We start from the raw sequence: 25169 nt of genomic DNA, 5'->3' as shown, positions 1-25169 counted from the left end.
TTGAGCTTGCAGATCAATTTCCGCGAACAGATTCACCACGGGCGGAAGAAATGCAATCGGGAGTGTCATTCCTCGGCATCTTTGTCCATTGCTTCAAATTGGGCAAAGACGTGGCCCGCAGGAATGACGTTTCCCTGCGATATTTCGCGCCGGCCTCGATCGATTAGCTTGAGCAGGGCATAGGCTTCCGCCTTATCCCCGCTGCGATTGCAGTATGGAATCGCCTGGTCTTGATGCGAGCGTTTCACGGCATGGGCCTCCAGTGCAAGTACCGACAGGTGCAACTGTAGACTGGAGTTCACTTATCCGCCGGCTTTTATCCCATTATTCGGACAGAAAGTAGGCGAAGCGGTACGAGCAAACCTGGTTGCATCAATGCTGGGTTTGCTCGCCTCAACTCAAGCCTCTCCCACCCCCTCCCTCACGCTAGCCGCCAGCATCTGCGCCGTCGCCGCCGACAAGGTCCAGCCCAGATGCCCATGCCCCGTGTTGTAGAACACGCCCGGCCGCCTGCCCGGGCCGACGCGGGGCATCATGTTCGGCGTCATGGGGCGCAGCCCGCACCACGGCACCACGCGCGAAGTTCGGATGCCGGGGAAGTGCTTGCGGGTCCAGTCCACCAGCGGCTGCACGCGTTCGGCGCGGATGTCCATGTTGAAGCCGTTGAACTCGGCCGTGCCGGCCACGCGGAAGCGGTCGCCGAGGCGGCTGGTGACGATCTTGGCGGCTTCGTCCAGCAGGCTGACGTGCGGTGCGGCCGCCTGGCTGGCGGCGTCGTCCAGGTGCACGCTGATGGAATAGCCCTTGACCGGGTAGATGTTGAGCGTGTCGCCCAGCTGCCTGGCGAACTGCCGGCTGACGGCGCCGGCGCAGACGACGATGGCGTCGGCCTCGTGCTGCTCGCGGCGCGCGCCGCCCTCGCGCGCGACGTCGAGCACGTAGGGCGCGCCGTCCACGCTGATGTTGCGGATGTCGGCGTCCTGCGCGAAGCGCACGCCGCGGCGCTCGCAGGCGCGGGCCAGGCCGCTGGTGAACTTGTGGATGTCGCCGGTGGCGTCCGAGGGCGTGTAGAAGCCGCCATGGCAAGGGGTTTGCAGCGTGGGTTCGATGCTGCGCGCTTCCTCGGGCGACACTGCGTAGCGTTCCAGCCCGCCTTCCTGCAGCAGGGCATTGGCGCGGCGCGCGGTCTCGAAGCTGGCGGCGTCGTGGTAGATGTGCAGGATGCCGCGGCGCTCCAGGTCGAAATCTATGCCTTCTTCTTCCGCCATGGCGTACAGGTGCTGGCGCGCGGCAATGGCAAGCCGCGTGGTCTCGATGGTGTTGCGGCGGTAGTTGCGGATCTGTCCGATGAACTGCGCCAGCCAGGAGTACTTGTGCCAGCTGAAGCGGGGATTGAGCAGCAGCGGCGCGTTGTGGCGGCCGAGCCAGCGCAGGCCTTTCATGATGGTGGCGGTGCTGTTCCAGACCTCGGCGTTGCTGGCCGATAGCTGGCCGCCGTTGGCGTAGGAAGTCTCCATGGCCGGATAGCGCTGGCGGTCGTAGACGGTGACGTGGTATCCCAGTTTGCTCAGGGCATAGGCGGACGTGACGCCGGTGATACCGGCGCCAATGATGGCGATGCGGGGCATGATGGCTCCAGATTGAGTGGCCGCGGCCACCCGGCCGCAGCACCCCATCTGTCTCTGTACCTGAGAGCTTCACCCGCGGCGCAGGCGGCGGCGGGTTCCCCTTCGGTGGGCGCAATCCGCGCCTCTCTCCAGATTGTCTAGACCGCGCAGTCCTGTTTGCCTGAGAGTTTCCGGGGCGGTTGCTCCGTCGGCGCCTGCCGCGGGGGGCAGGTCTCTTCTGCGGGGTTTTGGATCGACGAGGCGAGGATAGCCAAAATCCCCCAGAATGAGACCAAGGGTTAGTACCAATAAGGCGCCGCGCCGCGTTACGATGCTTGCGCGCCGCCGTCGCGGCGCCACCGATCCGACACGACAGGGAATGACGAGAATGCGCTTGAACAGCATGCTGCGCACGGGATTGTTTACGCTGATGGCCGCAGGCTGCGGGCTGGCGCAGGCCGGACAGGCGGAGACCGACAGCAAGGTCGACGAGGCGGTCCAGGCCGTCATGCGCGAACATGGCATTGCGGGAATGTCGATCGCCGTGACCCGCAACGGGACGCAACATTTCTACAACTATGGCGTGGCATCCAGGCAAACCGGCAGGCGGGCCGACAGCGACACGCTGTACGAGATCGGCTCCATCAGCAAGACCTACACGGCAACCCTGGCAACCTACGCACAGGCGCGCGGCCGCCTGGCGCTGAGCGACAGCCCGGCCAAGTATCTGCCCGAGCTCGCCGGCAGCGACTTCGCCAAACTGAGCCTGATCAACCTGGGGACGCACACGACCGGCGGCTTTCCCTTGCAGGTGCCCGACGCGGTCACGAACCAGGCGCAGATGATGGCTTACCTCAAGGCCTGGAAGCCCGAGCATGCCGCTGGCACGTATCGCACCTACGCCAACCCCAGCATCGGCATGCTGGGCGTGGTTGCGGCCAAGAGCCTGAACCGGCCGTTCAAGGCGGCCATGGAGCGGGACCTGTTTCCCAAGCTGGGCCTGACCAGCACCTACATCGACGTGCCGGCCGCCAGGATGGCGGACTACGCGCAGGGCTACAACAAGCAGGATGCGCCCGTGCGCGTGAATCCGGGCGTGCTGGCCGACGAAGCCTATGGCGTGAAGACCAGCGCGCGCGACCTGATCCGCTTCGTCGACGCGAACATGGGCTTGAACCTTGCCGATGCCGAACTGCGCGGCGCGATTGCGCAGACGCACGTCGGCTATTACCAGCTGGGCGACATGACCCAGGACCTGGCCTGGGAGCAATTGCGCTATCCGGCGACGCTGGACGCGTTGCTGACGGCCAATGCCGGCAACTACAACAGCCAGAGCCAGCCCGTGACCGCATTGAACCCGCCGCTGCCGCCGCAGGAGGCCGTGTGGATCAACAAGACGGGTTCGACCAACGGCTTCGGCGGCTATGTGGCATTCGTGCCGTCGAAGAAGCTGGGCATCGTGATACTGGCCAACCGCAACTATCCGAACGAGGCCAGGGTCCGGCTGGCGTACCGGATCCTGGGCGAATTGGAAAAGTAGGCGCGCAGGCCGGCGCGCTATCGCGCGGGCGGCTGCCTTGCCGCGTTGTGGCGGGGCAACAGGTCCATCACTTCCAGACGCTTGCACAATTGCGCCAGCCGCTCCATCTTGTAGGCATTTACGTCCATGCCGGCGTAGTCATAGAAGCCCTGGCCGTCGCGCAGCCCGTTGCGCCCTTGTTCCATGTTGCTGGCGATGACGGCAGGCGAGGCGAAGCGCGGATCGATGGCATCGGCGAGGTAGCGCGAGGCGTAGTAGAGGATGTCGCCGCCGCCCCAGTCGATGAACTCCAGCAGCCCCAGAACCGAAAACCGCAGGCCGAAGCCCAGGCGCACGGCCGTGTCGATGTCTTCGGCGCTGGCCACGCCTTCCTCCACCATGCGGGCCGCTTCGTTCATGGCCAGGGCCTGGATGCGGGGCACGATGTAGCCGGCAGCGGGGGCGCACTGCACGGGCTTCTTGCCCGCCAGGCGCAGCGCTGCCAGCAGCCCTTGCGTCGCGGCCTCGCTGGTCTGGGGGCCGCGGCTCACTTCCACCAGCGGTATCAGGTAGGCGGGGTTGAGCCAGTGCGCGTTCAGGAAGCGCTGCGGACCTTGCACCAGCTCCGCCAGTTCGGTGACCAGAAAGGTGGACGTGGTGGACGCGATGATGCTGTCCGGCGCGCAGGCCGCTCCCAACCACAGAAAGGCATCGCGCTTGGCGTCCAGGCGTTCAGGCACGGCTTCGAACACCACGCGCGCCTGCCGCAGATCTGCTTCGGCATCCTCGCGCGTGCATAGGCGGATGCGCGCCAGCGCCACCTCTGCCTGCGCGGCATCGAGCAAGCCCAGCCTGCACAGGATGCCGAGTTCGCGGCGCAGATCGTCCCGCACGCGTGCGAAGTAATCGGCCTGCTCGGCGGGCGGGCGCGGCTTGATGTCTATCAGCGTGACGTCCAGTCCGGCATGGATGTATGACAGCGTGATGCCCACGCCCATGCGGCCGGCGCCGATTACGCAGAGTCTTTCGTTCATGGCTTGCATCTCCGTGTCAGCAGCCTTTGGCCAGAAGCTGGCGCATGTCCGCGCGCGACAGGCGGTCCAGGCCCAGGCGTTCGAACGTGCGTCCTTCGGCGTAAAGGTCGCGTCCCGTGACCGCGCTGGCCAGGCTCAGCAGGCCTTGTGCGACAGGCGTCGGCACGCCCGCCCAGCGGCCGGCGGACACCAGGAATGACAGGCCAAGCCGCGTGTCCTCCAGCATGTAGCGGTGCGTGTGCAGGTCTATGTCCTCGCGCCAGTCGCCGCTGTCGGTGAGCCTGCCATGGGCGCCGCGGCCGTACATCCATTCATCGCCTTCGGCGGCATAGTGGTCGGCCAACGGGAAGTGCGGCGCGGCATAGCCCAGGGCCACGCGGATGGCGATGCGCTCCGCGTCCAGCGCGTCGGTCACGCGCCGTATGGAGGCCTGGGTGCCTTCGTTGTGGATGTCCCATTTGTCGAAGTGTTCCAGCGGCCCTGCATTCATCATGATGAGCGGCGGATGGATGATGGGGCCGGCGTTCATCAGCGCGCCCGAAAGCCCGTCCTCTATCGGTTCGATGCTGGGGTAGGCGCGATGGACCACGGCCAGCGCCTGCTCCGACAGCCGCCGCGGAAAGACGCCGGTGGGCAGGCGGGTGGCGTAGCCGCTGATCACGACTTTTTCGCCATGTTTGCGGGCCAGGTAGGGCAGGGTGCCGGTCTCGGCGAAGGCCGTGTTCGCGGCATTTCCTGCTTCTTTCATGGCGCGGGCGAAGACGTAGCAGCCGAAGGTGCCCGGCGGCAGGAACACGACCTGGCCGTCGCGCAGCAGCGGCGCCAATTCCCGGGCCAGCGCTTCGTGGGTGGTGGAAGGCAGGGGAATGACCAGCAGCTCCGCATTCTCCACGGCAGTGGCCAGGTCGCGCACCAGCTGCAACTGGCGGGGGCCGTCGCCCAGCGGAATCTGGCGGCTGCCGCGATAGTCGGTGACCGTCAGCGCGCCCGCATCCCGCAAGTCCTGGAAGGCCGTCCAGTCCCGGCGCCACCAGCGCACGTGATGGCCTTTCTCGAACAGCTCGGCCGCTGCCGCGTAGCAGCCGTGGCCGCCGCCTATGACGCTGATTCTCATGGTCAAGCTCCGTCTGATGGAGCCTTGATCCTAGCGGCGGCGCGCTGGCGGGGCTGCGCCGAACGCGCAAGCGGCGTTCCGATCCGGCAAGCGAATCCTGGCGCTGCCGTGCAACGCCTAATGCCTGCTTTGGCGCAGGGTGTCCGACGGCAGGCAGCCGTAGCGCTTGCGATAGTGGATGGCGAAATGCCCGAAGCTGGAAATGCCGTGCCGCAGCAGGATGTCGGTGACGCTGTCGCCTTCGCCGGCTTGCGCAAGCGCCGCGTGCACCTGGGCCAGCCGCTGGTTGCGCACGTAGTCGCTGGGACTTTGCTTCAGGAACTGCGAGAAGCCGTTTTGCAGCGTGCGCACGGAGACGCCGCAGTGGGCCGCCAGGTCCGTCAGCGATAGCGGCTGGTCCAGATGGCTTTCTATGTAATCGCGCGCGCGCCGCACATGCAGGGGCAGCGGTTGGCGGCGGTCTGCCTGCAAGGCCTCGGAGTAGTTGTGCGGCAGCTGGGTCAGCAGCAGCGTCAACAGGTAGTCTGAAAAGCCGGCGGCCAGCGTTTGCGTGACGCCTTCGATGGCGGGATGGCGGTATAGCCGGCACAGATAGTCCAGCGTTTCGCGCACTGCCACCGGTCCGGGCGCGTCGGCATCCATTTGCAGGTCGAACACCAGCGCCTGTTTGGCGGGGCGCTCGAGCAGCCGCTGCAACTGGCGTTCCAGCGCCTCGCGCTCGATGCGCAGGATCAGGTTGCGGCAGTCGCGGCCGATGCGGATCACGCTGCGCTCGGACGGCGAGGAAATGGTCAGGCTACCCGCGTTCATCGACGCGCTGCGCTTGCCCAGCGTGATCAGCCCGGAGCCTTGCAGCGTGATGCGGATCAGGTAGTAGCTGGCGATGTCGCCGGCGTCGATCTCGACTTCCGCGCCATAGTGCAGGTCGAACAAGGCTGCGTTGCCGAAGAAGACGCCGTACAGGCGCGATTGCAGGGGTTTTCCCGGGGGAACGCACATGCGGTGCGACCATAGGTGCTGGCTGACCTGGTCCTTGATCTCGGCGATGTTGCCCGAGTCCAGCAAGCAATGGCGGTCCAGCGGATTGGTGTCGTTGAACATGCTTTCCTGCGCAGCGGGAACAGTCGTTGCGTCAGGCGTATAGAGGCTGGCTGCGCAAAGACCTACAAAAGATGGGCCTGCAAGCAAGTGAGACACAACCCGGCCCTTGGGCATGGGCAGATCTCACCACCATACAAGGGAAACAAACCATGACTGACGGCAGCCCGCGGCACGGATCAAAACCTAGCTACGCCTACGAGTGGTACGTCGTGGTGATATGCATGCTAGCGTACATATTTTCCTTCGTCGACAGGCAGATCCTGGCGCTGATGATCGAACCCATCAAGCACGACCTGCAGCTGTCCGACACGCAATTCAGCTTGCTGCACGGGCTGGCGTTCTCCTTGTTCTACGCCTTCATGGGCATACCGATAGCCTTGCTGGCGGATCGCTATTCGCGGCCCCGGATCATCGCGATCGGCGTGGCGTTCTGGAGCCTGGCCACGGCGGCCTGTGGCCTTTCGCGCAATTTCGCGCAGATGTTTCTCGCGCGGATCGGCGTGGGCGTGGGCGAGGCGGCGCTCTCGCCCGCCACGTACTCCATGCTCAGCGACATGTTCCCGCGCGAGAAGCTGGGGCGCGCCGTCGGGATCTATTCGATCGGCTCGTTCATCGGCGGCGGCATGGCGTTCCTGATCGGCGGCTACGTCATCAACCTGCTCAAGAGCGTGGATACGGTTGCCTTGCCGTGGATAGGCGCAATGCGGCCGTGGCAGGTGACCTTCTTCATTGTGGGATTGCCTGGCCTGCTGATTGCGCTGCTGATCCTGCTGACGGTGCGCGATCCGCAGCGGCTGGGCTTGCGGCGCAATGCCTCGGGGCAGGTGCAGAAGCCCGCCATGGAAGATACCTTCCGCTTCCTGGGGCGCCATCGCAGCACCTTCTTCTGCCACTACCTGGGCTTCTCGTTCTATGCGATGGTGCTGTTCGCACTGCTGGGCTGGACGCCGGCGTTCTACATGCGCAAGTTCGGCATGTCGCCCTCGGAAGCCGGCTACATGCTGGGCGTGGTGGTGCTGGTCGCCAATACCGCCGGGGTGTTCTGCGGCGGCTGGCTGATGGATTGGCTGGCCAAGCGGGGCTACAGCGATGCGCCGTTGCGCGCTGGCGTGATTGGCGCGGCCGGCATGGCCCTGCCTGCGGTGGTCTTCACCCAGGTCGATTCGCTGTGGTGGTCGGTGGGCTTGCTGCTGCCAGCCATGTTCTTCGCCTCGTTTCCGATGCCGACCTCGACCGCCGCGATGCAGATACTGCCGCCCAATCAGCTGCGCGCCCAGGTATCGGCGCTGTTCCTGCTGATCTCGAACCTGATCGGATTGGGCCTGGGCACCACCGCCGTGGCCATGCTGACGGACCGGCTGTTCAAGAACCCGGCAGCGGTAGGGCAGTCCATGTCGGTCCTGGTTGGCGTGGCCACGGTGTTGTGCATCGGCCTGCTGGCCGCGGGCTGCAAGCATTACCCGCGCAGCCTGAACCTGGAGGCGCAGGAGGCGCCGCCGCTCGCGCCTGCGCGCGTGTCGCCCTGAACGAGGCAGCCAGGGCTGCCCGGGCCGCGATGCGGCCCTTTTTTTGAACTCTGTTACCTCTCCGTTGAACTGCACATTCCTCGTAAAAGAAATGGTGCCGGGGATGCGCTATAACGGACGCTTGACGCATTACTGTTCCCCCAATTCATGCCCCGTTTTCCCCGCAGTCCGTCGCTGGCCCTGTCCGTTGCCCTGGTGGGCGTTCTGGCGGGATGCTCATCCCCCAAGCCAGAGTTCGAAAAAGAAGACTTCACCCAGAACAACACTTACTCGCGCACCGTCGATGCGAGTAACGTCGCCGCCTGCGACGCGGGCCGCCGCGCCTTGCTGAGCCAGGGCTACAACATCGACAAGTTCGAGGGTTCGCGGGTCACGGGGCACAAGAATTTCCAGGACGAAAACGGCCAGCATACGCAGATTGCCTTCAACATCGAATGCGCCTCCGATGGCAGCGCGAATGAGCGCGCCACGGTGTTTGCCAACGCCGTGCAGGACCGCTATTCGATCAAGCGCACCAATAGCTCGGCCAGCGTGGGCGTGAGCGTGCTGGGCCAGGTGTCCATGCCGTTCGGGTCCAGCGACGATTCGCTGGTGAAGACGGGCAGCCAGACGGTTGCGCGGCCCAAGTTCTATGAAGGCTTCTTCCAGCTGCTACAGCGTTTCCTGCCGGACGCGCAGGCCGCCGCCGCGCCGCATGCGCCCGCAGGCGGCCGGGCCAAGGCGCAACCCAAGGCCGCGCCGGCCGAGCCGGCGGAATCTCCCGACAAGCCCGCCGATACCTTGAATCCGGCCGCGGCCAACGGCGGCAGCGAAACGCCGAAAACACCTGCCGCGGGAGGCTCCAGTTCGCCGGCCGCGCCCGCCGCTGCGGCTCCCGCGCCGGCGGCGCCTGCACCCGCAGTTTCCGCGCCCGCATCTGCTGCCCCTGCATCTGCTGCCCCCGCATCCAGCGCGCCCGCATCGACTCCCGCGCCCGCCGCCCCGGCCAGCCCCGAGGCGGCCAAGTAAGGCTGCGTTGCCGGGCGCCGCTTGCCGTAGCGCAAACGGATACGCCGTGCCGATACACGGCGCGGTCCGCATCCGGCGATAATCGCGGTCATCATGACCTATCAACTCCTGAAAATGCTACACGTGGCGGCCGTGGTCGCCTGGCTGGGCGGATCGCTGTTCGTGTCCCTGTTCCTGCTGTCCTCGCAGCCGCAGGACAGTGAAGAAGCGCCCAAGGAACGCAAGATGCTGGGCGCCTTGCGCCGCTGGACGCTCTACGTGACCACGCCGGCCATGGTGCTCACGTGGCTGGTCGGCCTGCACCTGGCCATGACCTTCGGCTGGTTCGCCATGACCTGGATCTGGATCAAGGTGGGCTTCGCGCTGGCGCTGTCGGCGCTGCTCGGCATCCAGAGCGCGGCATTGCGGCGCATGGCCAATGGCAGCGCCCAGCGTCCGCCGCTGGTGGATCTGTACGCGCCCTTCACCGTCATCGCGTCCGCGGCCATCGTGACGCTGGTGGTCGTCAAGCCCTTCTGATCCGCGCGGCGGGGCATGTGCCGGGACCATATGCCCAGCCGCCATAACCAAACGCCCCTGTAATAAGGACTCAACGAACTATTCGTTCGCCGGGTCCGTCCCCCTCCCTAGAATCGTTTCTCTCATAACCGCATAGCCTGAGAGGCGATTCCAACATGACTTCCCGTTTCTTCAAGCGCCTGCTGGGCGCGGTGCTGGCTTCGGCGGCAATGTTCCATGGCCCGGTTTTTTCGGCCGATCCCAAGCCGCTGAAGGTGGGCGTGCGCGGCGGCGTCGACGAGCAGATCTGGGAAGTGGTGGCCCAGGTCGCCAAGAAGAACGGCCTGGCGGTCGAGCCCGTGGTGATCACCGGCACCGCCAGCCCGAACGAGGCGCTCAACAACGGCGACCTGAACGCCAATGCCTTCCAGCACATTCCCTTCCTGAACGACCAGATCAAGCAGCGCGGCTACAAGCTCGTGTCCGTGGCCAACACGCTGATCTCGCCCATCGCGTTCTACTCCAGGAAGTACAAGTCGCTCAATGAGCTGCCCGAAGGCGCCCGCGTCGGCATTCCCAACGACCCCAGCAACCAGACGCGCGCGCTGGTCATCCTGCGCGACCACGGCCTGATCACGCTGAAGGACGGGTTCGATCCGGCCACCGGCACGGCGACCTTGGCGGACGTGACCTCCAACCCCAAGAAGCTCAACTTCGTGGAAAGCGCTTCCGTGGTGCTGGCGCGTTCGCTGCCGGACGTGGACACCGCGGCCATCGTCAACAGCTTCGCCTATCAGGTCGGGCTGATCGCCACGCGCGACGGCATCGCGGTGGAGAAGAAGGAAAACAATCCTTACGTCAACATCATCGCGGTGCGCGAACAGGACAAGAACGCGCCCTGGGTGCCTGAACTGGTCAAGGCCTATCACTCCGAGGAAGTGCGCCAGTTCATCCTGAGCAAGTACGAAGGCTCGGTGATTCCGGTTTTCTGAGATCGGAGCCGGGCAATGATGCAACACGAATTCTCCATGGCCACGCTGGCCGATGCCGCGCCGCGAACCCAGGCCGCAGATGCGCACATCGTGTTCGAAGGGCTGCAGAAGCGCTACGAGGGGGCGCAGGGGCCGGTGGCCGCGCTGTCCGACGTGTCGTTCGCCATCGCCCGCGGCGAGGTCTACGGCATCATCGGCCGCAGCGGCGCGGGCAAGTCCACGCTGCTGCGTTCCATCAACATGCTGGAGCGGCCCAGCGCCGGCCGCGTGCTGGTGGGCGGCGTGGACGCGGGCGGCCTGGACGAAAACGCGCTGGTGGGCCTGCGCCGCCGCATCGGCATGATCTTCCAGCACTTCAATCTGCTGTCGGCCAAGACGGTGGCCGAGAACGTGGCCTTGCCCTTGCGCGTGGCGGGCGTCAAGCCCGCCGCGGCGCGGGCGCGGGTAGAGGAACTGCTGGAGCTGGTGGGGCTGCGCGACAAGGCCGATGTTTATCCGGCAAAACTGTCCGGCGGCCAAAAGCAGCGGGTGGGGATCGCCCGCGCGCTGGTGCATGAACCGGAGATCCTGCTGTGCGACGAAGCCACGTCGGCGCTGGACCCGGAAACCACGCAGGCCATCCTGGCCTTGTTGCTGGACATCAACCGCAAGCTGGGCCTGACGGTGGTGTTGATCACGCACGACATGGCGGTGATCCGCGAGGTCTGCCACAGGGTGCTGGTGCTGGACGGCGGCCGCAAGGTCGAGGAAGGCGAGGTCTGGCGCGTGTTCGGCAATCCCCAGGCCGACGCCACGCGCGCCTTGCTGCGGCCCTTGCAGCACGACTTGCCGCCCGATCTCGCCAGCAGGCTGGTGCCTGACCTGCAGGGCCGCGCGGGCGTAGCCGTGCTGCGGCTGCGCTTTACGGGGCAGGGGCGTCCGGACGGCGTGTCCTTGCAGGCGCTGGCCGCGCTCGGCCCCGGCGCGACGCTGCTGCACGGCGGACTGGACCGCCTGCGCGGCCATGCGCAGGGCAGCCTGCTGGTGTCCGTGCCCGCGGGCGCATTACAGGAAGAGGCCGCGCGCGCCGCGCTGGTGGCCGATCAGATCAAGGTGCTGGGTTATGTCGCTGCCAATGCTTGATAAATACCTGCAGGCTTTCCTGCAGACCCTGGCGATGGTGAGCGTGTCCGCCGTCATCGCCATCGTTCTCGGCCTGACGCTGGCCGTGGTGCTGACCGTCACCGCGCCGGGCAATCTGTATCCCCGGCCGCGCTTCAACAAGGTCCTGTCGGTGACGGTCAATACCTTCCGCGCCATCCCCTTCATCATCCTGCTGGTGGCGATGCTGCCGTTCACGCGCTTTCTGGTGGGCACCACACTGGGCACCTGGGCCGCCATCGTGCCGCTATCGGCCAATCTGGTGCCGTTCTTCGCGCGCATCGCCCAGGTCAGCCTGAACGACGTGGATCACGGGCTGGTGGAGGCGGCCAGGGCCATGGGTTGCCGCCGTTGGCACATCGTGCGCCACGTGCTGTTGCCGGAAGCCTTGCCGGGCATCATCGGCGGCATGACCGTCAGCGTCATCGCGATGATCAACGCTTCGGCCATGGCGGGCGCCGTAGGCGCGGGCGGCCTGGGCGATCTGGCCATCCGCTACGGCTACGAACGCTACGAGACCCGCGTGATGTTCGAGGTGATCGTGATCCTGATCGCGCTGGTCTCCATTGTGCAATTCACCGGCGAATGGCTGTCGCGCCGCGCCGACCACAAACGCTGACCCGAAAACACAGGAACGCTGAAATGTCCGACTCCTCGCAACACGGTTTTGCCACGCGCGCCATCCACCTGGGCTATGACCCGCTGGACGAGCAGGGCGCCCTGGCTCCGCCGCTCTATCTGACCTCCACCTACACCCAGGACAGCATCGAATCCTTCGACCAGATCCGCCTGGGCGAAAAGCAGGGTTACGTCTACGGCCGCACGCGCAATCCGACGCAGGCGCTGCTGGAAGAGCGCCTGGCCTCGCTGGAAGGCGCCGAGGCCGGCGTGGTGACCGCCTCCGGCATGGCGGCGATTTCGGCGACCCTGTTCTCGCTATTGCAGAGCGGCGATGAAATCGTCGTGGACCAGATCGTGTATGGCACCGCCTTCACCCTGTTCACGCAAGGCCTGGCGCGCTTTGGCGTGCGCGCGGTGTTTGCCGATTTCACCCGCCCCGAGACCGTGGCGGCGGCCATCGGCCCCAACACGCGCGCGGTCTACTTCGAGACGCCGGCCAATCCCAACCTGCGCCTGGTGGATATCGCGGCGGTGTCCGCCATTGCCCGCGGCAAGGGTCTGCTGACCATCGTCGACAACACTTTCGCCACGCCGGTGCTGCAGCGTCCGCTGGAGCATGGCGCCGACGTCGTGCTGCACTCGGCCACCAAGTACCTGGGCGGCCACGGCGACCTGCTGGCGGGGGCGGTGCTGGGGCGCAAGGAACACATCGATGCGATCCGGCTGCAAGGGCTGCGCTACTTCACCGGCGCGACCTTGTCGCCCTTCACCGCCTTCCTGGTGCTGCGCGGCATCAAGACGCTGGAGCTGCGCGTGGCGCGCCACAGCGAATCCGCGCTGAAGGTGGCCAAGCTGCTGCGCGAGCATCCCGCGGTGGCAGACGTGTTCTATCCGGGCCTGGCGGATACGGCGGGCGCGGAGATCGCGCGCCGCCAGCAATCGGCCGGCGGCGGCCTGGTCGCGTTCGAACTCAAGGGTGGACTGGCGGCGGGGCGCCGCCTGCTCAACAGCCTGAAGCTGGCGCGCATCGCGGTCAGCCTGGGCGATCCGGAAACCCTGATCCAGCATCCCGCGTCCATGACGCATGCCAGCTACTCTGCCGAGGACCGCGAGCGCTATGGACTGTCCGAGGGCTTACTGCGGCTGTCGGTGGGCCTGGAGACGCCCGAGGACATCCTGGCCGACCTCAAGCAGGGCCTGGATCGGGCGTAGTGGCCACGCGCCGCCACGCCACCCATTCCCCATGGTCCTCGAAGTTGCGCGGCCCGCGCGCGGCCGCGGCCAGCCCCGCGCGCAGCGCGTCCATGTCCAGGCCCGGCATGTTCCGCAGCAGGGCGGCAGGCAGTCGTTCGGCGTCGAGCGTGGCCTCGTCGAATTCCATGGCCATCAGCCCGCCGCCGTCGCTGGGTACGCGCAGGAACCACAGGCCTTCCATGTAGTCGCCCGACCAGGGATCGGGAAAGACGGCCTGCGTGTAGCGGAAGCCGAATTCATGGATGTCGCTCCAGGGCCAGAATTCCTGCTGGCCCAGGGCGCGAGCCAGTTCGCTGCTGCGCGTGAAACCGGCTTCATCGAAGCTCACGGTTTCGCGCAGGGGATCTTCGGGCGGCGTCGGGCCGGCTAGCAGCCGTTTGATGAATGACCACATGGCGCAGGGGCGGGTGTAGGGAGGCCAGTGTAGCGGCCTTCGTTGCTGCAAAAATGTTACAACGTTTGATCAAAGTCAAATCCGCGGGGCAGGGCTCGGAGTAGCGTTTGCGCTTTTCCCGACTGAGGCCGCAGGCGCAAGCCTGGCCGGCGCGGACAGGACGATCAGCGCAGCGAGGACAGGATCGATGACAGACAAGACCCCCCCCAGCCACCGAACAAGCCGTAGCCGACACGCCGCGCAAGCGCGCGGCCAAGCGGACCGCCAGCGCCTCCAAGAGGCCGGCGGTCAAGACGGTCGTCACGCCGGTAACCACCAGCCGCAGGCCGCGCGCGGCCAAGGCGCCTGCCGCGGTGGATCCCGCGGCGGGCGCTCCCGCGGCGGGCGATCTCGCGGCGGGCGCTCCCGCGCCGGTTGACCCCGTATCGGCCGCGGCCGCCGCCGAGCCGGCTCTCGATGTGCGCAAACGCGTCGTCGCCCGTCAGGACGCCGCGCGTCAGGAAACCGTCGCCGTGCTGGCCGACATCGCGCGTCGCTACAACGTCAGCGCGCCGGCCCAGGCGCGCGAGGCGCTGCGCTCGGTCATCGAGGAACTGTCGCCGGACGATGCGCAGGCCGTGCACCGCGCGTTGCTGGAAGCCAATTCGGCGGCGCCGCGCACGCGCCGCAATCCCGACGATGAGCTGGCCGCGGACTGGCGCGAAGGCATCTATCCCTATCGCCACCGCATGCTGCGCCGTAACTACGAAAAGCAGAAGTACAGCCTGCAGGTCGAACTGCTGAAGCTGCAGGCCTGGGTCAAGGCCACCGGCCAGCGCGTCGTGATCCTGTTCGAAGGCCGCGACGCCGCCGGCAAGGGCGGCACCATCAAGCGCATGATGGAACACCTGAACCCGCGCGGCGCGCGCGTGGTCGCGCTGGAAAAGCCTTCCGACACGGAAAAGGGTCAGTGGTACTTCCAGCGCTACGTGCAGCACCTGCCGACTGCGGGCGAGATCGTCATGTTCGACCGCTCCTGGTACAACCGCGCCGGCGTCGAGCGCGTGATGGGCTTTTGCACCCAGAACGAATACCTGGACTTCCTGCGCCAGGTGCCGGATTTCGAGCGCCATCTGGTCAGCAGCGGTATCCACCTGATCAAGTTCTGGTTCTCGGTCAGCCAGGAAGAACAGCGCCGCCGCTTCCTGCAGCGCAAGGTGCATCCGCTCAAGCAGTGGAAGCTCAGCCCGGTGGACCTGGCCTCGCTGGACAAGTGGGACGACTACACCCGCGCCAAGGAAGCCATGTTCGCGCACACCGACACGGCCGACGCGCCCTGGGTGGTGGTCAAGTCCGACTGCAAGAAGCGCGCGCGGATCAATGCGATGCGCTACGTGCTCAGCCGCCTGCCATATGAAGGCAAGAGCAGCGATCCCATGATGGCGCTGGATTCGCTGATCGTGGGCCGCGCGCTGTAGCGGTTCAGGCGCCCAGCGCCTGCAGGTTCAGGGTGTGGCTGCGGCCGATCCACACGGCGCAGTCGCGGTGGTCGCGCAGGGAGTCGCCGGTGTTGGGATGCATGAAGACATCCAGCGCTCCGTGGTGCAGCGTCAGCCAGGTGGCGATCTCCGCGAAGCGCTCGGGCGTGAAGGCAATCTGGTAGCTCCACTGGGGATGCGGGCCGACGGGGCGCTCATGGAAGCGCCCCAGCTCCATCTGGCCGGCAAAGCGCGCGGCGATCCGTTCGCGCAGGGCGTGCGCGGCGTCGCGGCTGGCGGCGTCGAAATACACATGGGCGTGCCAACTGGCGACGGCGCTGGTTTGGGATTCGGTCATTGCTGTTGCTCCGTCGGTGTCAGCCGCCCGCGCGCTTGGCGCGGATGCCTTGTTTTTGCAGGGTTTCCATGACGCGTTCGCAGTGGTCGCCCTGGATCTCGATCACGCCGTCCTTTACCGTTCCGCCGGAGCCGCAGGCGTTGCGCAGCTGCTTGCCCAGCGCGTTCAGCGCCGCGCCGTCCAGCGCCACGCCCTTGACCACGGTGACGCTCTTGCCGCCACGGCCCTTGGTTTCGCGCGACACGCGGGCCACGCCGTCGCCGGCGGGGGCCGCACGGGCGGTCTGCTTGCACAGGCACTGCGCCAGCGGCTTGCGGCATTCGGGGCACATGCGGCCGCCGTCGGTGGAGTAGACCAGGCCGCCTGTAGAACTGCTTTTCATGATGGACACGCGCAAAAGTCCCTATCTTAATCGCCGGCAGGCCAGCCAGTCCCGGCCCTACAGCAGACCGGCTTCGCGCGCCAGGGCCACGGCGCGGGTGCGGCTGTCGGCGCACAGTTTTACGTTCAGGTTGCGCAGATGGGTGCGCACGGTGCTTTCGGATACGAACAGGCGCTGGGCGATGGCGTTGTTGGAATGGCCGTCCGCAACCAGGCGCAGCACGTTCAGTTCCTTGGCTGTCAAAGCCTCGGCCGGCGCGCGCTCGGCGGCTGGCTTGGCCGGGCTGGAGTCCGCGGGCATCCCGGCATGGCGTTGGAAGCGGTTGAGCCAGGCTTGGGCCGACGCGCAGCCATTCAACCATGCGCAGCCGTCTGTCGACGAAAAGAAGCGCGGCAGCAGCGAGAGAAAGGCGCTGCCTTCGTCAGCCAGCACACGGCATAGCCCCTCGGCCTGCGCGGTGTCCAGCAAGGTTGCCAACTGCTGGTGGGCCTGCGCCTCTTCACCTGCGCGCGCCAGGGCGACGGCGCGGAACATTTGCAATTTGTAGGCGCGCCGGATGCGGCGGGACGATACGGCGCACGCAATGTCGGCATCCAGCTGGCGCAACGCATCCTCGGGCTTGCCCGTGTAGGACTGCACGCGCAGCATCCCCAGCCGCGGGTACAGCAAGTCGTTGGAGGGCAGGCGCAGCGTTTCGATGCGAGCCCACAGATCGTTGTCTTCCGCGCGTTTGAGCTCGTCCTGCGCGGCCTGCGGATGTCCTTGCAGCAGCAGCACGCGCGCGCGCTCCACGCGCGCGCTGCCGGCGATCCGGGGCAGGCGGCGCTGATGGCCGAGGTATTCCAGTTCGCCCAGCAGATAGAAGGTCTGCACGATGTCGCCCGACAGAAATGCGATGCGCGCCAGCATCACATAGCCGAGTATCAAGTGGTCCGGGTGTCCCGTGTCCCGCCCAAGAGGCACGTAGACGCGCAACAGCCGGGCGGCCTGCTCCAGATCGCCGGCTTCGTAAACCCCGGCCGCGTACAGCACGCCGGCCCAGGCGTTGCCGTTGGCCTGGCCGTACGCGCCCTTGCGGGTGGCGTGGACGGCCATTCGGAAATGCGCGCCAGCCTGGCGCATGCGCCCCTCCTGCAGATCGATGATGCCTTCCACCGCTTCGGAGTACATCTGATTGAAAGCGCTGGCGGCCAGGCTCTGCGCGCGGCGGGCGGCGTCCAGCAGCCGTTGCGCTTCCTGGTAGCGGCCAAGCACGGCGGCGACGTTGGCCATGGCGTTGGCCAGGGCGGTTGCCGCGAAGGTGGACGCGTTCGCCGCCGCGGCGATGCCAGGCATGCCTAGCGCGTAGGCCTCTTCGTGGCGGTCGGTCATGGAGAGCAGCAAGGGCCGCAGCGCCTGCACGTGCGCGCGGACGTCGGGATCGGGGCTGCGGGCCAGTCTCAACTCGTCCAGCTGCAACGACGCCTCGCTGGCGCCCCGGGTAAAACAGGTTGCCCATACCTGCACCGCCTGCAGGGCCGGGCGGCGGGCCAGGACGGCCGCTGGCAACTGCGCGAACCAGCGGGAGAGCAGCCGCATGCGCCCCTCGGCCAGCAACGCTTCCGCGTTTGTACCCAGCAAGGCAAGGGCGTGCTCGAAGTCGCCGCCTTCGATGGCGTGATCGATGGCAGGAACGGGACGGCCTTGCTCGGCGTACCAGCGGGACGCCGCCAGATGCAGCGCGGGGATGTCCGCTGGATCCTGCTGCCGCAGTGTGGATTGCAGATGGCTCGCGAACAGGCCGTGGTAGCGGTATTGAGCCGCGTCCGCGGAGGAGCGCGACAGCAGGACCTGTCCGTCCTCGAGTTCGCGCAGGATGCGACCGCAGTCCAGGTCCGGCAGCAACGCTTGGCATAGCGCCGCGTTCAGTTGCTTCAGGATGCTGGTGCGCAGCAGAAAGCGCCGCAACTCGGGCGTCTGTCCGGCAAGAACATCCTGGGCCAGATAGTCGGAGACGGACTGGTCGCTGCCCGAAAAGCGTTCGATGAACGCCGCGGCGGAGTCCTGCCGCGCCAGCGAGGCGCAGGCCAGCCAGAGCGCGGCGATCCAGCCTTCGGTCTTGTGGTGAAGCTGGCCGATTTCGGCGCGTGTGACCACAGGGTTGCGCCGGGCAAAGAACAGGGTGGTCTCCTCCAGCGAAAAGCAGAGCTGGGCAGCGTCGATTTCGAGCAACCGGCCGTCGGCCCGCAAGCGTCCCAGTTCCAGGCCGGTGGCATGGCGCGAGCCGATCAGCAGCCGGCCCTGCGGCGGCAGGCGGTTGATCAGGTTCTGCACGAAGTCCAGCACGCCTGGCGCGACGATGGCCTCGAACTCGTCCAGCACCAGCGCAAAGGGAGCGGTCTGCGTGGCGATGGCTTCGATGAGGGCGAGCGCCAGCGCGTCGTCGGCCTCCAGGTCGGCCAGCGTCCCGGGCGGCGCGGCCAGGGGCTCCAGCGCGGCGGTCAGGCATCGCAGAAAGCGCGGCAGATCGTTATCGCCGCGGTCCAGCGTCAGCCAGGCGCCGTGCACGGATTGGGCGCTCAACCGGGTCTGGCACTGGGCCAGCAGCGTGGTCTTGCCGTAGCCGGCGGGGCCGCGCGCGAGGACGACCCTGGGGCTGCCAGGCGCGCAGATTTGCGCGCACAGCGATACACGCGGGATATGGTCGGGGTGGGCAGCGGGGACGCCGAGCTTGCCGCTGGCCAGCGCATGTCCGGGCGAAAACATAGGGCGCATGATCTGCCTGTTGGGTGAGGAACGATTGCGCGCCGCCGGCTCGGGGAAACCCGCAAGCAACACGAAAATCGTCGCTTTGGACGAAGCTGAAAAATGCGTGCCTACGATACAAAAGGACTCGTGCCGGGGCAATAGGCCAGTTGCTGCGCAAATGGCGTTTACTCATAACGGAGACATATCGATGGCAATCGTGAAAACGGTGTACGCGTTGGCGGGCGCCGCACTCGTTGCGGCAGGCGTGCAAGCGCAGCCTGCCGGCGGCCCAGTGAAGATCGGCGTCATGGCGGACATGAGCTCGGCGTACTCCGACATCGGCGGCAAGGGGCTGGTGGAGGCCGCGCGCATGGCCGTGCAGGATTTCGGCGGCAGCGTGTTGGGCCAGCCGGTCGAACTGGTGTACACCGATGGCCAGAACAAGGTCGACGTCGCCAGCGCGGCGGCGCGGCGCTGGTTCGACCAGGATGGCGTGGACATGGTCACCGATCTGCCCACGTCGGCGCTGGCGCTGGCCATCAGCGAACTCGGCCGCGAGAAGAAAAGGATCGTCATGGTGACGAGCGCGTCGACGTCGGAGCTGACCGCCAAGGCGTGCTCGCCCTATACCGTCCACTGGACCTACGATACCTACGCGCTGGCCAACGGCACGGGCGCGGCGGTGTCCGCGCAGGGCGGCAAGAAATGGTATTTCATGACCGCGGATTACTCGTTCGGCTACGCGCTGCAGGCCGATGCCTCCGCGGTCATCGAGAAGAACGGCGGCAAGGTGCTGGGGGCGGTGCGGTCGCCCCTGAATACGCCGGACTTCAGTTCCTATCTGTTGCAGGCGCAGGCTTCCAAAGCGGGCATCATCGGCCTGGCGCTGGGCGGCAACGACGTCATCAGCGCGATCAAGCAGGCGGCGGACTTCGGCATTGGCCGGCCGGGCGGCCAGCAGAAGCTGGTGGCGCTGCTGGCGTTCCTGTCGGACGTGAAGTCCATCGGGCTGCCCTTGGGCCAGGGGCTGCTGTTGACCGAGGCGTTCTACTGGGACCAGAACGACGCCACGCGGGCCTGGTCGCAACGCTTCCAGGACAAGGTCGGACGCAAGCCGACCATGACCCAGGCCGGCACCTACGGCGCGGTGCTGCATTACTTGAACGCGGTCAAGGCGGCCGGCACCAAGGACGCCGACGCCGTCATGGCCAAGATGCGGGAGACGCCCATCAACGATTTCATGACGCGCAACGGACGGTTGCGCGCGGACGGGCGGGTGGTGCGCGACATGTACCTGTTCGAAGTGAAGAAGCCGGAGGAATCCCGCAGCGAGTGGGATCTGTATAAGCAGGTTGCGGTCATCCCGGGCGACGTCGCATTCCGGCCAGAGGACCGCGGCGGCTGCCCCTTGATCAAGCAGGTGATGCGATGATCAGCTACGACGTAACCGCCTTTGGCCAGCCGCTGGTTCCGATCGAGCGCCCGGCGCCCGAACCGCAGGGAGCGCAGGTATTGCTGAGGGTGCTTGCCGCGGGCGTGTGCCACACCGACGTGCATACGTGGGAGGGCTACTACGACCTGGGCGGCGACAAGCGCCTGCGCGTGGAGCAGCGCGGCGTCACGCTGCCGTTGACCCTGGGCCATGAGACGGCAGGCGTGGTGGTCGCCGCCGGGCCAGACGCGAATGGGGTGACCACGGGACAGCGCTATCTGGTGTATCCGTGGATCGGTTGCGGCGACTGCAAGGTCTGCCGGCGCGGGCGCGAAAACCTGTGCGCCGCGCCGCGCTTCCTGGGGATCTTCCGGCCGGGCGGCTATAGCGACCACATCCTGGTGCCGGACGCCCGCTACCTGATCGAAATCGGCGACCTGCGGCCCGAGCAGGCCGCGCCTTACGCATGTTCGGGCCTGACGTCCTATAGCGCCATCCGCAAGATTGCGCCGGAGGTGCTGCAGGCGGAGGCGGTCGTGGTGGTCGGCGCAGGCGGCCTGGGCCTCATGTGCGTGAGCTTGCTGCGCGCCTTGGGATGCCCGCGGGTGATCGTGCTGGAACCCGATGGCGCGCGCCGGGGCGCCGCGCTGGCCGCCGGCGCCAGCCTGGCCGTGGACGCGCACGCCGCCAGCGCGCTGGACGAGGTTCGGCGCGCCGCGGGCGAGGTCTGGGCGGTGATCGATTGCGTGGGCGCGGCAAGCACGGTGAAGCAGGGCATGGATCTGCTGGCCAAGGGCGGGCAATTGATCCTGATCGGGCTGTTCGGCGGAGAGTTGCCGCTGTCGACGGCCTTGGTGCCCATGCGCGCCATCAGCATCGAAGGATCCTACATCGGCACGCTGGCCGAACTGCAGCAACTCATGGCCTTGGTGCGGGAGCGGGGGCCGCGCGCCATTCCGATTTCCTGCCGCTGCCTGCAGGAGGCTCAGGCAGCGCTTCTCGATCTGGCGGCCGGCCGCGTGGTGGGGCGCCAGGTCCTCTGTCCCGATCAACCCAACGCGAAACAGGCATAGAACCATGCAGCTGAATCTGGATTCCGGCTATTCCATGACGGTGGATGGCCGCGCGGAAACGTCGGTGCAAACCTTCGATGTGCTCAACCCCGCCACGGAGGAACGCATCGCCACCGTGCCGGACGCGTCGCTGGCGCAGTTGAACGAAGCAGTCGCGGCCGCGAGGCGCGCCTTTGCGCCATGGAGCGAGACGTCCCTGGCACGGCGCCAGGCCGCGCTTCTTGCCATGGCAGACAGGCTGGAGGAGTACACCGAAGGCTTCATGCGCCTGCTGACGCGCGAGCAGGGCAAGCCCCACGCCGACGCGCGCGCCGAGGTCGGCCGTTGCGTCGCCTGGCTGCGTGCGACCGCGGCGCGCGATCTGCCTGCGGCGCGGCAGGACGACGGCGCGGGCCGCGTGTTCGAGACGCGCCATGTGCCTATCGGCGTGGTGGCGGCGATCGCACCTTGGAACTTCCCGATGACGCTGGCCATCTGGAAGATCGCCCCGGCCTTGCTGGCGGGCAACACCGTCGTGTTGAAGCCGTCGCCGTTCACGCCGCTGACTTCATTGAAGATGGGCGAGCTGTTTCGCGACCTGCTGCCGCCAGGCGCGCTGAACGTGGTGTGCGGCGGGGACCGGGTGGGACCTTGGCTGACCGAGCATCCGGGCATCGACAAGATCGCCTTTACCGGCTCGACCGCGACGGGCAGGCGCGTCATGCAGAGCGCATCCGGCAGGCTCAAACGCATCACGCTGGAGCTGGGCGGCAACGATGCGGCCATCGTGCTGCCGGATGTGGACGTGCGCGACACGGCCGCCAAGCTGTTCTGGGGAGCATTCCGCAATTCCTCGCAGTTCTGCCTGGCCACCAAGCGGCTGTATGTGCACGAATCCATCTATGACGAGTTCGCCGCGGCGTTGGTGGAACACGCCAGGGGCGTCGTCATGGGCGATGGCGCGCAGCCGGGGACCGGTCTGGGTCCGATCCAGAACCGTCCGCAGTACGAGCGGGTCAAGGATCTCATCGCCGACGCGCATCGCAACGGCGTGCGCTTTCTGGCGGGCGGCGATGTGCCCCAGGGCAAGGGCTATTTCGTGCCGGTCGCCATCCTGGACAATCCGCCGGACGACGCGCGCAGCGTGGTGGAAGAGGCGTTCGGACCGGTGCTGCCCTTGCTGAAATACCGGGACATCGACGACGTTGTCCAACGCGCCAATGACTCCGACTACGGGCTGGGCGGGTCGGTATGGTCCAAGGACCTGGCGCTGGCGCGGTCCATCGCGCGGCGCCTGGAAACCGGCACGGTATGGATCAACCATATCCACGCCATGTCGCCGGACGTGCCGTTCGGCGGCCGCAAGCAGTCGGGTCTGGGCGTGGAGAACGGGTTGGAAGGGCTGCTGGAATACACCAGCGTGCAGACGGTGGCGGTGTTGGCGGACGATGGCGCTTGAGCGTTATGGAATGCGGCCGGGACATGCGTAAGCGCCCCGGCGGCCCCGGAGGCTCTACTTGCCCCGCATCTGGTCTATCAACCGCCGGTCGCGCTTGGTCGGGCGTCCGGCTTCTATGCCCAGCGCGGGCTCGGGCGCCAGGCGGCGCATTTCCGCTGCGCGCTCGCGCGCTGCCGCGCTCTCGGGCGTTTCCTCGTATAGCTGGCGCGCGACGGGGGCGGGGCCGCGCACGCCGCTGATCGCCATCACCCGCACATGCAGCGCCGGGTCTTCCTTGCGCACCGTGACCAGATCGCCTGGCGCGACTTCGCGCGCGGGCTTGGCGGGCTGGTCGTTCACCAATACCCGGCCCTTGCCGATTTCCTGCACGGCCAGGCTGCGCGTCTTGTAGAAGCGCGCGGCCCATAGCCACTTGTCTAGCCGGATCTTGTCCATGGTTCCTTACCTGCCGGTATTGCTGCTCAGGCGTCCATGATAGCCGCCGTACGCCGCCTTGCCGCGGCGCGCTGGCTGTCAGATGGCTTTCGATCACCCAGCTGCAACGCTTAAGCCTGGCTTAAAACGGTCCCCGCGCCGGAACTCGATGCGCGCGTCCCGTCTAACCAGAAGCGCGTATCGGAGGGCAATCGACTCATGGACCTGAACTGGCAGCAGCAACTAGCGGAAAGCGGGCTCTGGCTGGCGCGTGCGTTCGGCATTTCGGCCATCGCGCTGATGCTGGTCGGGGGCCTGCTTGCGCGTTACACGGATTGGGGACGCAAGTTCTGGCGGCTGGCGCGGCCGTATCTCGATCCCAGGCGCAGCTGGCAGCCCCTGTTGACGCTGGCGCTGCTGTTGTTCCTGGCGATGTTCGCCGTGCGCATGACGGTGCTGTTTTCGTTCTGGTACAACGGCTTCTACAGCGCGTTGCAGGCGCTGGACCAGAGCGCGTTCTGGCGCTTTTTGGGCATCTTTTCGGTGCTGGCCTGTGTGCACGTGGTGCGTACCCTGGCCGACAGTTATGCCGGGCAGGCCTTCGACATCCGCTGGCGCGTGTGGCTCAACGACAGGCTGACCCGCGACTGGCTGGGCGCGGGCGCCTACTACCGCGGCCATTTCGTCGATGCCCCGGTCGACAACCCCGACCAGCGCATCGAACAGGACATCGCCATGTTCGTGACGGGTTCGCGCACGCTGGCGATCGGCGCGCTGAGCGCGGTCGTCTCGCTGGTGGCGTTCACGTCCATCCTCTGGGGACTGTCCGGCGCCTTGACGGTGGCGGGGGTGGAGATTCCGCGCGCCATGGTGTTCATGGTGTACCTGTACGTCATCGTGGCAACGCTGTTCGCGTTCAAGATCGGGCGCCCGCTGATCAAGCTGAATTTCCTGTCCGAGCGCCTGACGGCGAACTTCCGTTACGCGCTGGTCCGCCTGCGCGAGAACGCCGAGAACGTGGCGTTCTATCAGGGCGAGAACGTCGAGCGCGCCACCTTGTGGACGCGTTTCTCGGCCTACATCGCCAACCTGTGGGCGCGCGTGTACCGGGGGCTGAAATTCGACGGCTTCAACCTGTCGGTGAGCCAGGTGGCCGTGGTGTTTCCGTTCATCCTTCAGGCGCCGCGTTTTTTCAGCGGTGCGATCAAGCTGGGCGACGTGATCCAGACGTCGCAGGCCTTCGGGCAGGTGCAGGATTCCTTGTCGTTCTTCCGCACCTCCTACGACACCTTCGCGCAGTACCGCGCCACGCTGGACCGGCTGAATGGCTTTCTGGACGCCAACGAGGCCGCGCGCGCGCTGCCTGCGGTGCAGACGGAGAGCCTGCCGGACGGCCTGGATATCGAATCGGTGCAGGTGGCGCGCCCGGACGGCACGGTGCTGCTGCGCGACCTGAACCTGAGCTTGCGGCCGGGCCAGGCGCTACTGATCAAAGGGCCTTCGGGCAGCGGCAAGACCACCTTGCTGCGCGCGCTGGCGGGCTTGTGGCCCTATGCGCAGGGCTCGGTGCGCCGGCCGCAGGGCGCCTCTGCCCTGTTCCTGTCGCAGCGGCCCTATCTGCCCCTGGGTGATTTGCGCGGCGCGGTCGCGTATCCGGGGCTGGCACAGCCCGAGGACGATGCGCGCCTGGCCGACGCCTTGCGGCGGGTCAATCTGGGGCATCTGACCGGGCGCCTGGATGAAGTCGCGGATTGGTCGCGCATGCTTTCCATCGGCGAACAGCAGCGCGTGGCGTTCGCGCGCGTGCTTTACAACCGGCCCGCCATCGTGTTCCTGGACGAGGCCACGTCCGCTACCGACGAAGGGCTGGAGCATGCGCTGTACAGCCTGCTGCGCGAGGCGCTGCCGTCATGCATGCTGGTCAGCGTGGGGCATCGCAGCACGCTGGACGTGTTCCATACGCACAGGCTGGACCTGGATGGCGCGGGGAACTGGCGGGTGGGACCGATGGCGCGGGCGGGCGCTGCAGGTGAGCGCCTGCGCCCGGCGGACGGGCCGCAGCGGGCGGCGGCCTAGCGCC

23 protein-coding genes and 2 riboswitches are annotated in these 25169 nt (G+C 66.9%); of the genes, 13 read left to right on the top strand and 10 right to left on the bottom strand.

The genetic code is table 11. The annotated features are described in order from the left end of the window. Positions 1 to 65: 65 nt before the first annotated feature. Both ACZ5YA_RS10040 and ACZ5YA_RS10035 read right to left on the bottom strand, forming a co-directional pair. Positions 66 to 248 carry a hypothetical protein gene (locus ACZ5YA_RS10040; RefSeq protein ID WP_124260413.1) on the bottom strand — a complete coding sequence of 61 codons (183 nt, stop codon included), beginning with the start codon at positions 246 to 248 and terminating at the stop codon, positions 66 to 68. Positions 249 to 398: 150 nt separating this feature from the next. Further along, entirely contained in the window at positions 399 to 1628 is a 1230-nt protein-coding gene (locus ACZ5YA_RS10035; RefSeq protein WP_464092447.1) for a D-amino acid dehydrogenase, read from the bottom strand. A gap of 44 nt (positions 1629 to 1672) precedes the next feature. Further along, positions 1673 to 1764: riboswitch (glycine riboswitch) on the bottom strand. Between the two features lies 1 nt (position 1765). After that, positions 1766 to 1858: riboswitch (glycine riboswitch) on the bottom strand. A 128-nt stretch (positions 1859 to 1986) separates the two neighbouring features. On the opposite strand from ACZ5YA_RS10035, the gene ampC reads away from it, so the two are divergent. Continuing rightward, the gene (ampC, locus tag ACZ5YA_RS10030) at positions 1987 to 3147 is read left to right on the top strand and encodes a class C beta-lactamase (protein ID WP_410469176.1); all 1161 of its coding nucleotides are present in this window, start codon (positions 1987 to 1989) and stop codon (positions 3145 to 3147) included. A 17-nt stretch (positions 3148 to 3164) separates the two neighbouring features. Here ampC and ACZ5YA_RS10025 read toward each other — a convergent pair whose 3' ends face one another. From ACZ5YA_RS10025 to ACZ5YA_RS10015, 3 genes are all read right to left on the bottom strand, one after another. After that, the gene (locus ACZ5YA_RS10025; RefSeq protein ID WP_165867969.1) at positions 3165 to 4169 is read right to left on the bottom strand and encodes a 3-hydroxybutyryl-CoA dehydrogenase; all 1005 of its coding nucleotides are present in this window, start codon (positions 4167 to 4169) and stop codon (positions 3165 to 3167) included. Positions 4170 to 4176: 7 nt separating this feature from the next. Beyond that, positions 4177 to 5274 carry an NAD/NADP octopine/nopaline dehydrogenase family protein gene (locus ACZ5YA_RS10020; protein ID WP_464092446.1) on the bottom strand — a complete coding sequence of 366 codons (1098 nt, stop codon included), beginning with the start codon at positions 5272 to 5274 and terminating at the stop codon, positions 4177 to 4179. A 117-nt stretch (positions 5275 to 5391) separates the two neighbouring features. Then, on the bottom strand, positions 5392 to 6375 hold the full coding sequence (locus tag ACZ5YA_RS10015) for a cupin domain-containing protein (RefSeq protein ID WP_464092445.1): 984 nt from the start codon (positions 6373 to 6375) through the stop codon (positions 5392 to 5394). A 149-nt stretch (positions 6376 to 6524) separates the two neighbouring features. Here ACZ5YA_RS10015 and ACZ5YA_RS10010 point away from each other — a divergent pair, with 149 nt between their 5' ends. The 7 genes from ACZ5YA_RS10010 (at position 6525) to ACZ5YA_RS09980 (ending at position 13372) form a co-directional block, all read left to right on the top strand. Then, on the top strand, positions 6525 to 7901 hold the full coding sequence (locus ACZ5YA_RS10010) for a spinster family MFS transporter (protein WP_464092444.1): 1377 nt from the start codon (positions 6525 to 6527) through the stop codon (positions 7899 to 7901). A 147-nt stretch (positions 7902 to 8048) separates the two neighbouring features. Continuing rightward, positions 8049 to 8909, top strand: a complete 861-nt coding sequence (locus tag ACZ5YA_RS10005; protein ID WP_464092443.1) for a DUF2242 domain-containing protein — start codon at positions 8049 to 8051, stop codon at positions 8907 to 8909. Positions 8910 to 9002: 93 nt separating this feature from the next. Then, positions 9003 to 9428, top strand: a complete 426-nt coding sequence (locus tag ACZ5YA_RS10000; RefSeq protein ID WP_464092442.1) for a CopD family protein — start codon at positions 9003 to 9005, stop codon at positions 9426 to 9428. A 155-nt stretch (positions 9429 to 9583) separates the two neighbouring features. Further along, positions 9584 to 10399: a MetQ/NlpA family ABC transporter substrate-binding protein gene (locus ACZ5YA_RS09995; protein ID WP_464092441.1), complete on the top strand. Its 816-nt coding sequence runs from the start codon at positions 9584 to 9586 to the stop codon at positions 10397 to 10399. A 15-nt stretch (positions 10400 to 10414) separates the two neighbouring features. Further along, positions 10415 to 11521, top strand: coding sequence for a methionine ABC transporter ATP-binding protein (locus ACZ5YA_RS09990; RefSeq protein ID WP_464092440.1), 1107 nt, complete (start codon positions 10415 to 10417; stop codon positions 11519 to 11521). Next, a complete protein-coding gene (locus ACZ5YA_RS09985; protein ID WP_054452712.1) occupies positions 11502 to 12158 on the top strand; it encodes a methionine ABC transporter permease in 657 nt (218 codons plus the stop codon). The genes ACZ5YA_RS09990 and ACZ5YA_RS09985 overlap by 20 nt, the downstream gene beginning before the upstream one ends. A gap of 23 nt (positions 12159 to 12181) precedes the next feature. Beyond that, positions 12182 to 13372, top strand: coding sequence for a trans-sulfuration enzyme family protein (locus ACZ5YA_RS09980; RefSeq protein WP_059372628.1), 1191 nt, complete (start codon positions 12182 to 12184; stop codon positions 13370 to 13372). On the opposite strand, the gene ACZ5YA_RS09975 is transcribed toward ACZ5YA_RS09980, so the two are convergent. Continuing rightward, positions 13347 to 13808 carry a hypothetical protein gene (locus ACZ5YA_RS09975; protein ID WP_464092439.1) on the bottom strand — a complete coding sequence of 154 codons (462 nt, stop codon included), beginning with the start codon at positions 13806 to 13808 and terminating at the stop codon, positions 13347 to 13349. The genes ACZ5YA_RS09980 and ACZ5YA_RS09975 overlap by 26 nt on opposite strands. A 458-nt stretch (positions 13809 to 14266) precedes the next feature. Here ACZ5YA_RS09975 and ppk2 point away from each other — a divergent pair, with 458 nt between their 5' ends. Further along, entirely contained in the window at positions 14267 to 15265 is a 999-nt protein-coding gene (gene ppk2 / locus ACZ5YA_RS09970) for a polyphosphate kinase 2 (RefSeq protein ID WP_118934623.1), read from the top strand. 4 nt (positions 15266 to 15269) lie between these two features. Here ppk2 and ACZ5YA_RS09965 read toward each other — a convergent pair whose 3' ends face one another. From ACZ5YA_RS09965 to ACZ5YA_RS09955, 3 genes are read right to left on the bottom strand one after another with little or no spacing between them, the layout of a single operon-like run. Then, positions 15270 to 15623 (bottom strand): DOPA 4,5-dioxygenase family protein, encoded by a 354-nt coding sequence (locus ACZ5YA_RS09965; RefSeq protein ID WP_059372634.1) that lies wholly within the window; start codon positions 15621 to 15623, stop codon positions 15270 to 15272. Between the two features lie 19 nt (positions 15624 to 15642). Further along, positions 15643 to 16005 (bottom strand): translation initiation factor Sui1, encoded by a 363-nt coding sequence (locus ACZ5YA_RS09960; protein ID WP_059372849.1) that lies wholly within the window; start codon positions 16003 to 16005, stop codon positions 15643 to 15645. Positions 16006 to 16062: 57 nt separating this feature from the next. Then, positions 16063 to 18759 carry a LuxR C-terminal-related transcriptional regulator gene (locus ACZ5YA_RS09955; RefSeq protein ID WP_464092438.1) on the bottom strand — a complete coding sequence of 899 codons (2697 nt, stop codon included), beginning with the start codon at positions 18757 to 18759 and terminating at the stop codon, positions 16063 to 16065. 181 nt (positions 18760 to 18940) lie between these two features. Between ACZ5YA_RS09955 and ACZ5YA_RS09950 the strand changes: the two genes are divergently transcribed. From ACZ5YA_RS09950 to ACZ5YA_RS09940, 3 genes are read left to right on the top strand one after another with little or no spacing between them, the layout of a single operon-like run. Next, entirely contained in the window at positions 18941 to 20164 is a 1224-nt protein-coding gene (locus ACZ5YA_RS09950; protein ID WP_118934597.1) for an ABC transporter substrate-binding protein, read from the top strand. Further along, positions 20161 to 21237: an alcohol dehydrogenase catalytic domain-containing protein gene (locus tag ACZ5YA_RS09945; protein WP_251881825.1), complete on the top strand. Its 1077-nt coding sequence runs from the start codon at positions 20161 to 20163 to the stop codon at positions 21235 to 21237. The genes ACZ5YA_RS09950 and ACZ5YA_RS09945 overlap by 4 nt, the downstream gene beginning before the upstream one ends. A gap of 4 nt (positions 21238 to 21241) precedes the next feature. After that, the gene (locus ACZ5YA_RS09940) at positions 21242 to 22675 is read left to right on the top strand and encodes an aldehyde dehydrogenase family protein (RefSeq protein WP_464092437.1); all 1434 of its coding nucleotides are present in this window, start codon (positions 21242 to 21244) and stop codon (positions 22673 to 22675) included. Positions 22676 to 22729: 54 nt separating this feature from the next. Here the strand turns inward: ACZ5YA_RS09940 and ACZ5YA_RS09935 are convergent, their stop codons facing one another. Then, the gene (locus ACZ5YA_RS09935; RefSeq protein ID WP_059372645.1) at positions 22730 to 23110 is read right to left on the bottom strand and encodes an RNA-binding S4 domain-containing protein; all 381 of its coding nucleotides are present in this window, start codon (positions 23108 to 23110) and stop codon (positions 22730 to 22732) included. Between the two features lie 198 nt (positions 23111 to 23308). On the opposite strand from ACZ5YA_RS09935, the gene ACZ5YA_RS09930 reads away from it, so the two are divergent. Beyond that, positions 23309 to 25165 carry an ABC transporter ATP-binding protein/permease gene (locus tag ACZ5YA_RS09930; RefSeq protein ID WP_118934603.1) on the top strand — a complete coding sequence of 619 codons (1857 nt, stop codon included), beginning with the start codon at positions 23309 to 23311 and terminating at the stop codon, positions 25163 to 25165. Positions 25166 to 25169 lie beyond the last annotated feature (4 nt).

Source organism: Achromobacter sp. JCM 18799, assembly GCF_055395645.1.
This window is presented reverse-complemented; position numbering and strand designations above follow the sequence as displayed.

Excerpts from the sequence above, each read along its gene's own strand:
- ACZ5YA_RS10035 (WP_464092447.1), bottom strand. The coding sequence starts at position 1,628 with ATGCCCCGCATCGCCATCATTGGCGCCGGTATCACCGGCGTCACGTCC.
- ampC (WP_410469176.1), top strand. The coding sequence starts at position 1,987 with ATGACGAGAATGCGCTTGAACAGCATGCTGCGCACGGGATTGTTTACG.
- ACZ5YA_RS10025 (WP_165867969.1), bottom strand. The coding sequence starts at position 4,169 with ATGCAAGCCATGAACGAAAGACTCTGCGTAATCGGCGCCGGCCGCATG.
- ACZ5YA_RS10020 (WP_464092446.1), bottom strand. The coding sequence starts at position 5,274 with ATGAGAATCAGCGTCATAGGCGGCGGCCACGGCTGCTACGCGGCAGCG.
- ACZ5YA_RS10015 (WP_464092445.1), bottom strand. The coding sequence starts at position 6,375 with ATGTTCAACGACACCAATCCGCTGGACCGCCATTGCTTGCTGGACTCG.
- ACZ5YA_RS10010 (WP_464092444.1), top strand. The coding sequence starts at position 6,525 with ATGACTGACGGCAGCCCGCGGCACGGATCAAAACCTAGCTACGCCTAC.
- ACZ5YA_RS10005 (WP_464092443.1), top strand. The coding sequence starts at position 8,049 with ATGCCCCGTTTTCCCCGCAGTCCGTCGCTGGCCCTGTCCGTTGCCCTG.
- ACZ5YA_RS10000 (WP_464092442.1), top strand. The coding sequence starts at position 9,003 with ATGACCTATCAACTCCTGAAAATGCTACACGTGGCGGCCGTGGTCGCC.
- ACZ5YA_RS09995 (WP_464092441.1), top strand. The coding sequence starts at position 9,584 with ATGACTTCCCGTTTCTTCAAGCGCCTGCTGGGCGCGGTGCTGGCTTCG.
- ACZ5YA_RS09990 (WP_464092440.1), top strand. The coding sequence starts at position 10,415 with ATGATGCAACACGAATTCTCCATGGCCACGCTGGCCGATGCCGCGCCG.
- ACZ5YA_RS09985 (WP_054452712.1), top strand. The coding sequence starts at position 11,502 with ATGTCGCTGCCAATGCTTGATAAATACCTGCAGGCTTTCCTGCAGACC.
- ACZ5YA_RS09980 (WP_059372628.1), top strand. The coding sequence starts at position 12,182 with ATGTCCGACTCCTCGCAACACGGTTTTGCCACGCGCGCCATCCACCTG.
- ACZ5YA_RS09975 (WP_464092439.1), bottom strand. The coding sequence starts at position 13,808 with ATGTGGTCATTCATCAAACGGCTGCTAGCCGGCCCGACGCCGCCCGAA.
- ACZ5YA_RS09965 (WP_059372634.1), bottom strand. The coding sequence starts at position 15,623 with ATGACCGAATCCCAAACCAGCGCCGTCGCCAGTTGGCACGCCCATGTG.
- ACZ5YA_RS09960 (WP_059372849.1), bottom strand. The coding sequence starts at position 16,005 with ATGAAAAGCAGTTCTACAGGCGGCCTGGTCTACTCCACCGACGGCGGC.
- ACZ5YA_RS09955 (WP_464092438.1), bottom strand. The coding sequence starts at position 18,759 with ATGCGCCCTATGTTTTCGCCCGGACATGCGCTGGCCAGCGGCAAGCTC.
- ACZ5YA_RS09950 (WP_118934597.1), top strand. The coding sequence starts at position 18,941 with ATGGCAATCGTGAAAACGGTGTACGCGTTGGCGGGCGCCGCACTCGTT.
- ACZ5YA_RS09945 (WP_251881825.1), top strand. The coding sequence starts at position 20,161 with ATGATCAGCTACGACGTAACCGCCTTTGGCCAGCCGCTGGTTCCGATC.
- ACZ5YA_RS09940 (WP_464092437.1), top strand. The coding sequence starts at position 21,242 with ATGCAGCTGAATCTGGATTCCGGCTATTCCATGACGGTGGATGGCCGC.
- ACZ5YA_RS09935 (WP_059372645.1), bottom strand. The coding sequence starts at position 23,110 with ATGGACAAGATCCGGCTAGACAAGTGGCTATGGGCCGCGCGCTTCTAC.
- ACZ5YA_RS09930 (WP_118934603.1), top strand. The coding sequence starts at position 23,309 with ATGGACCTGAACTGGCAGCAGCAACTAGCGGAAAGCGGGCTCTGGCTG.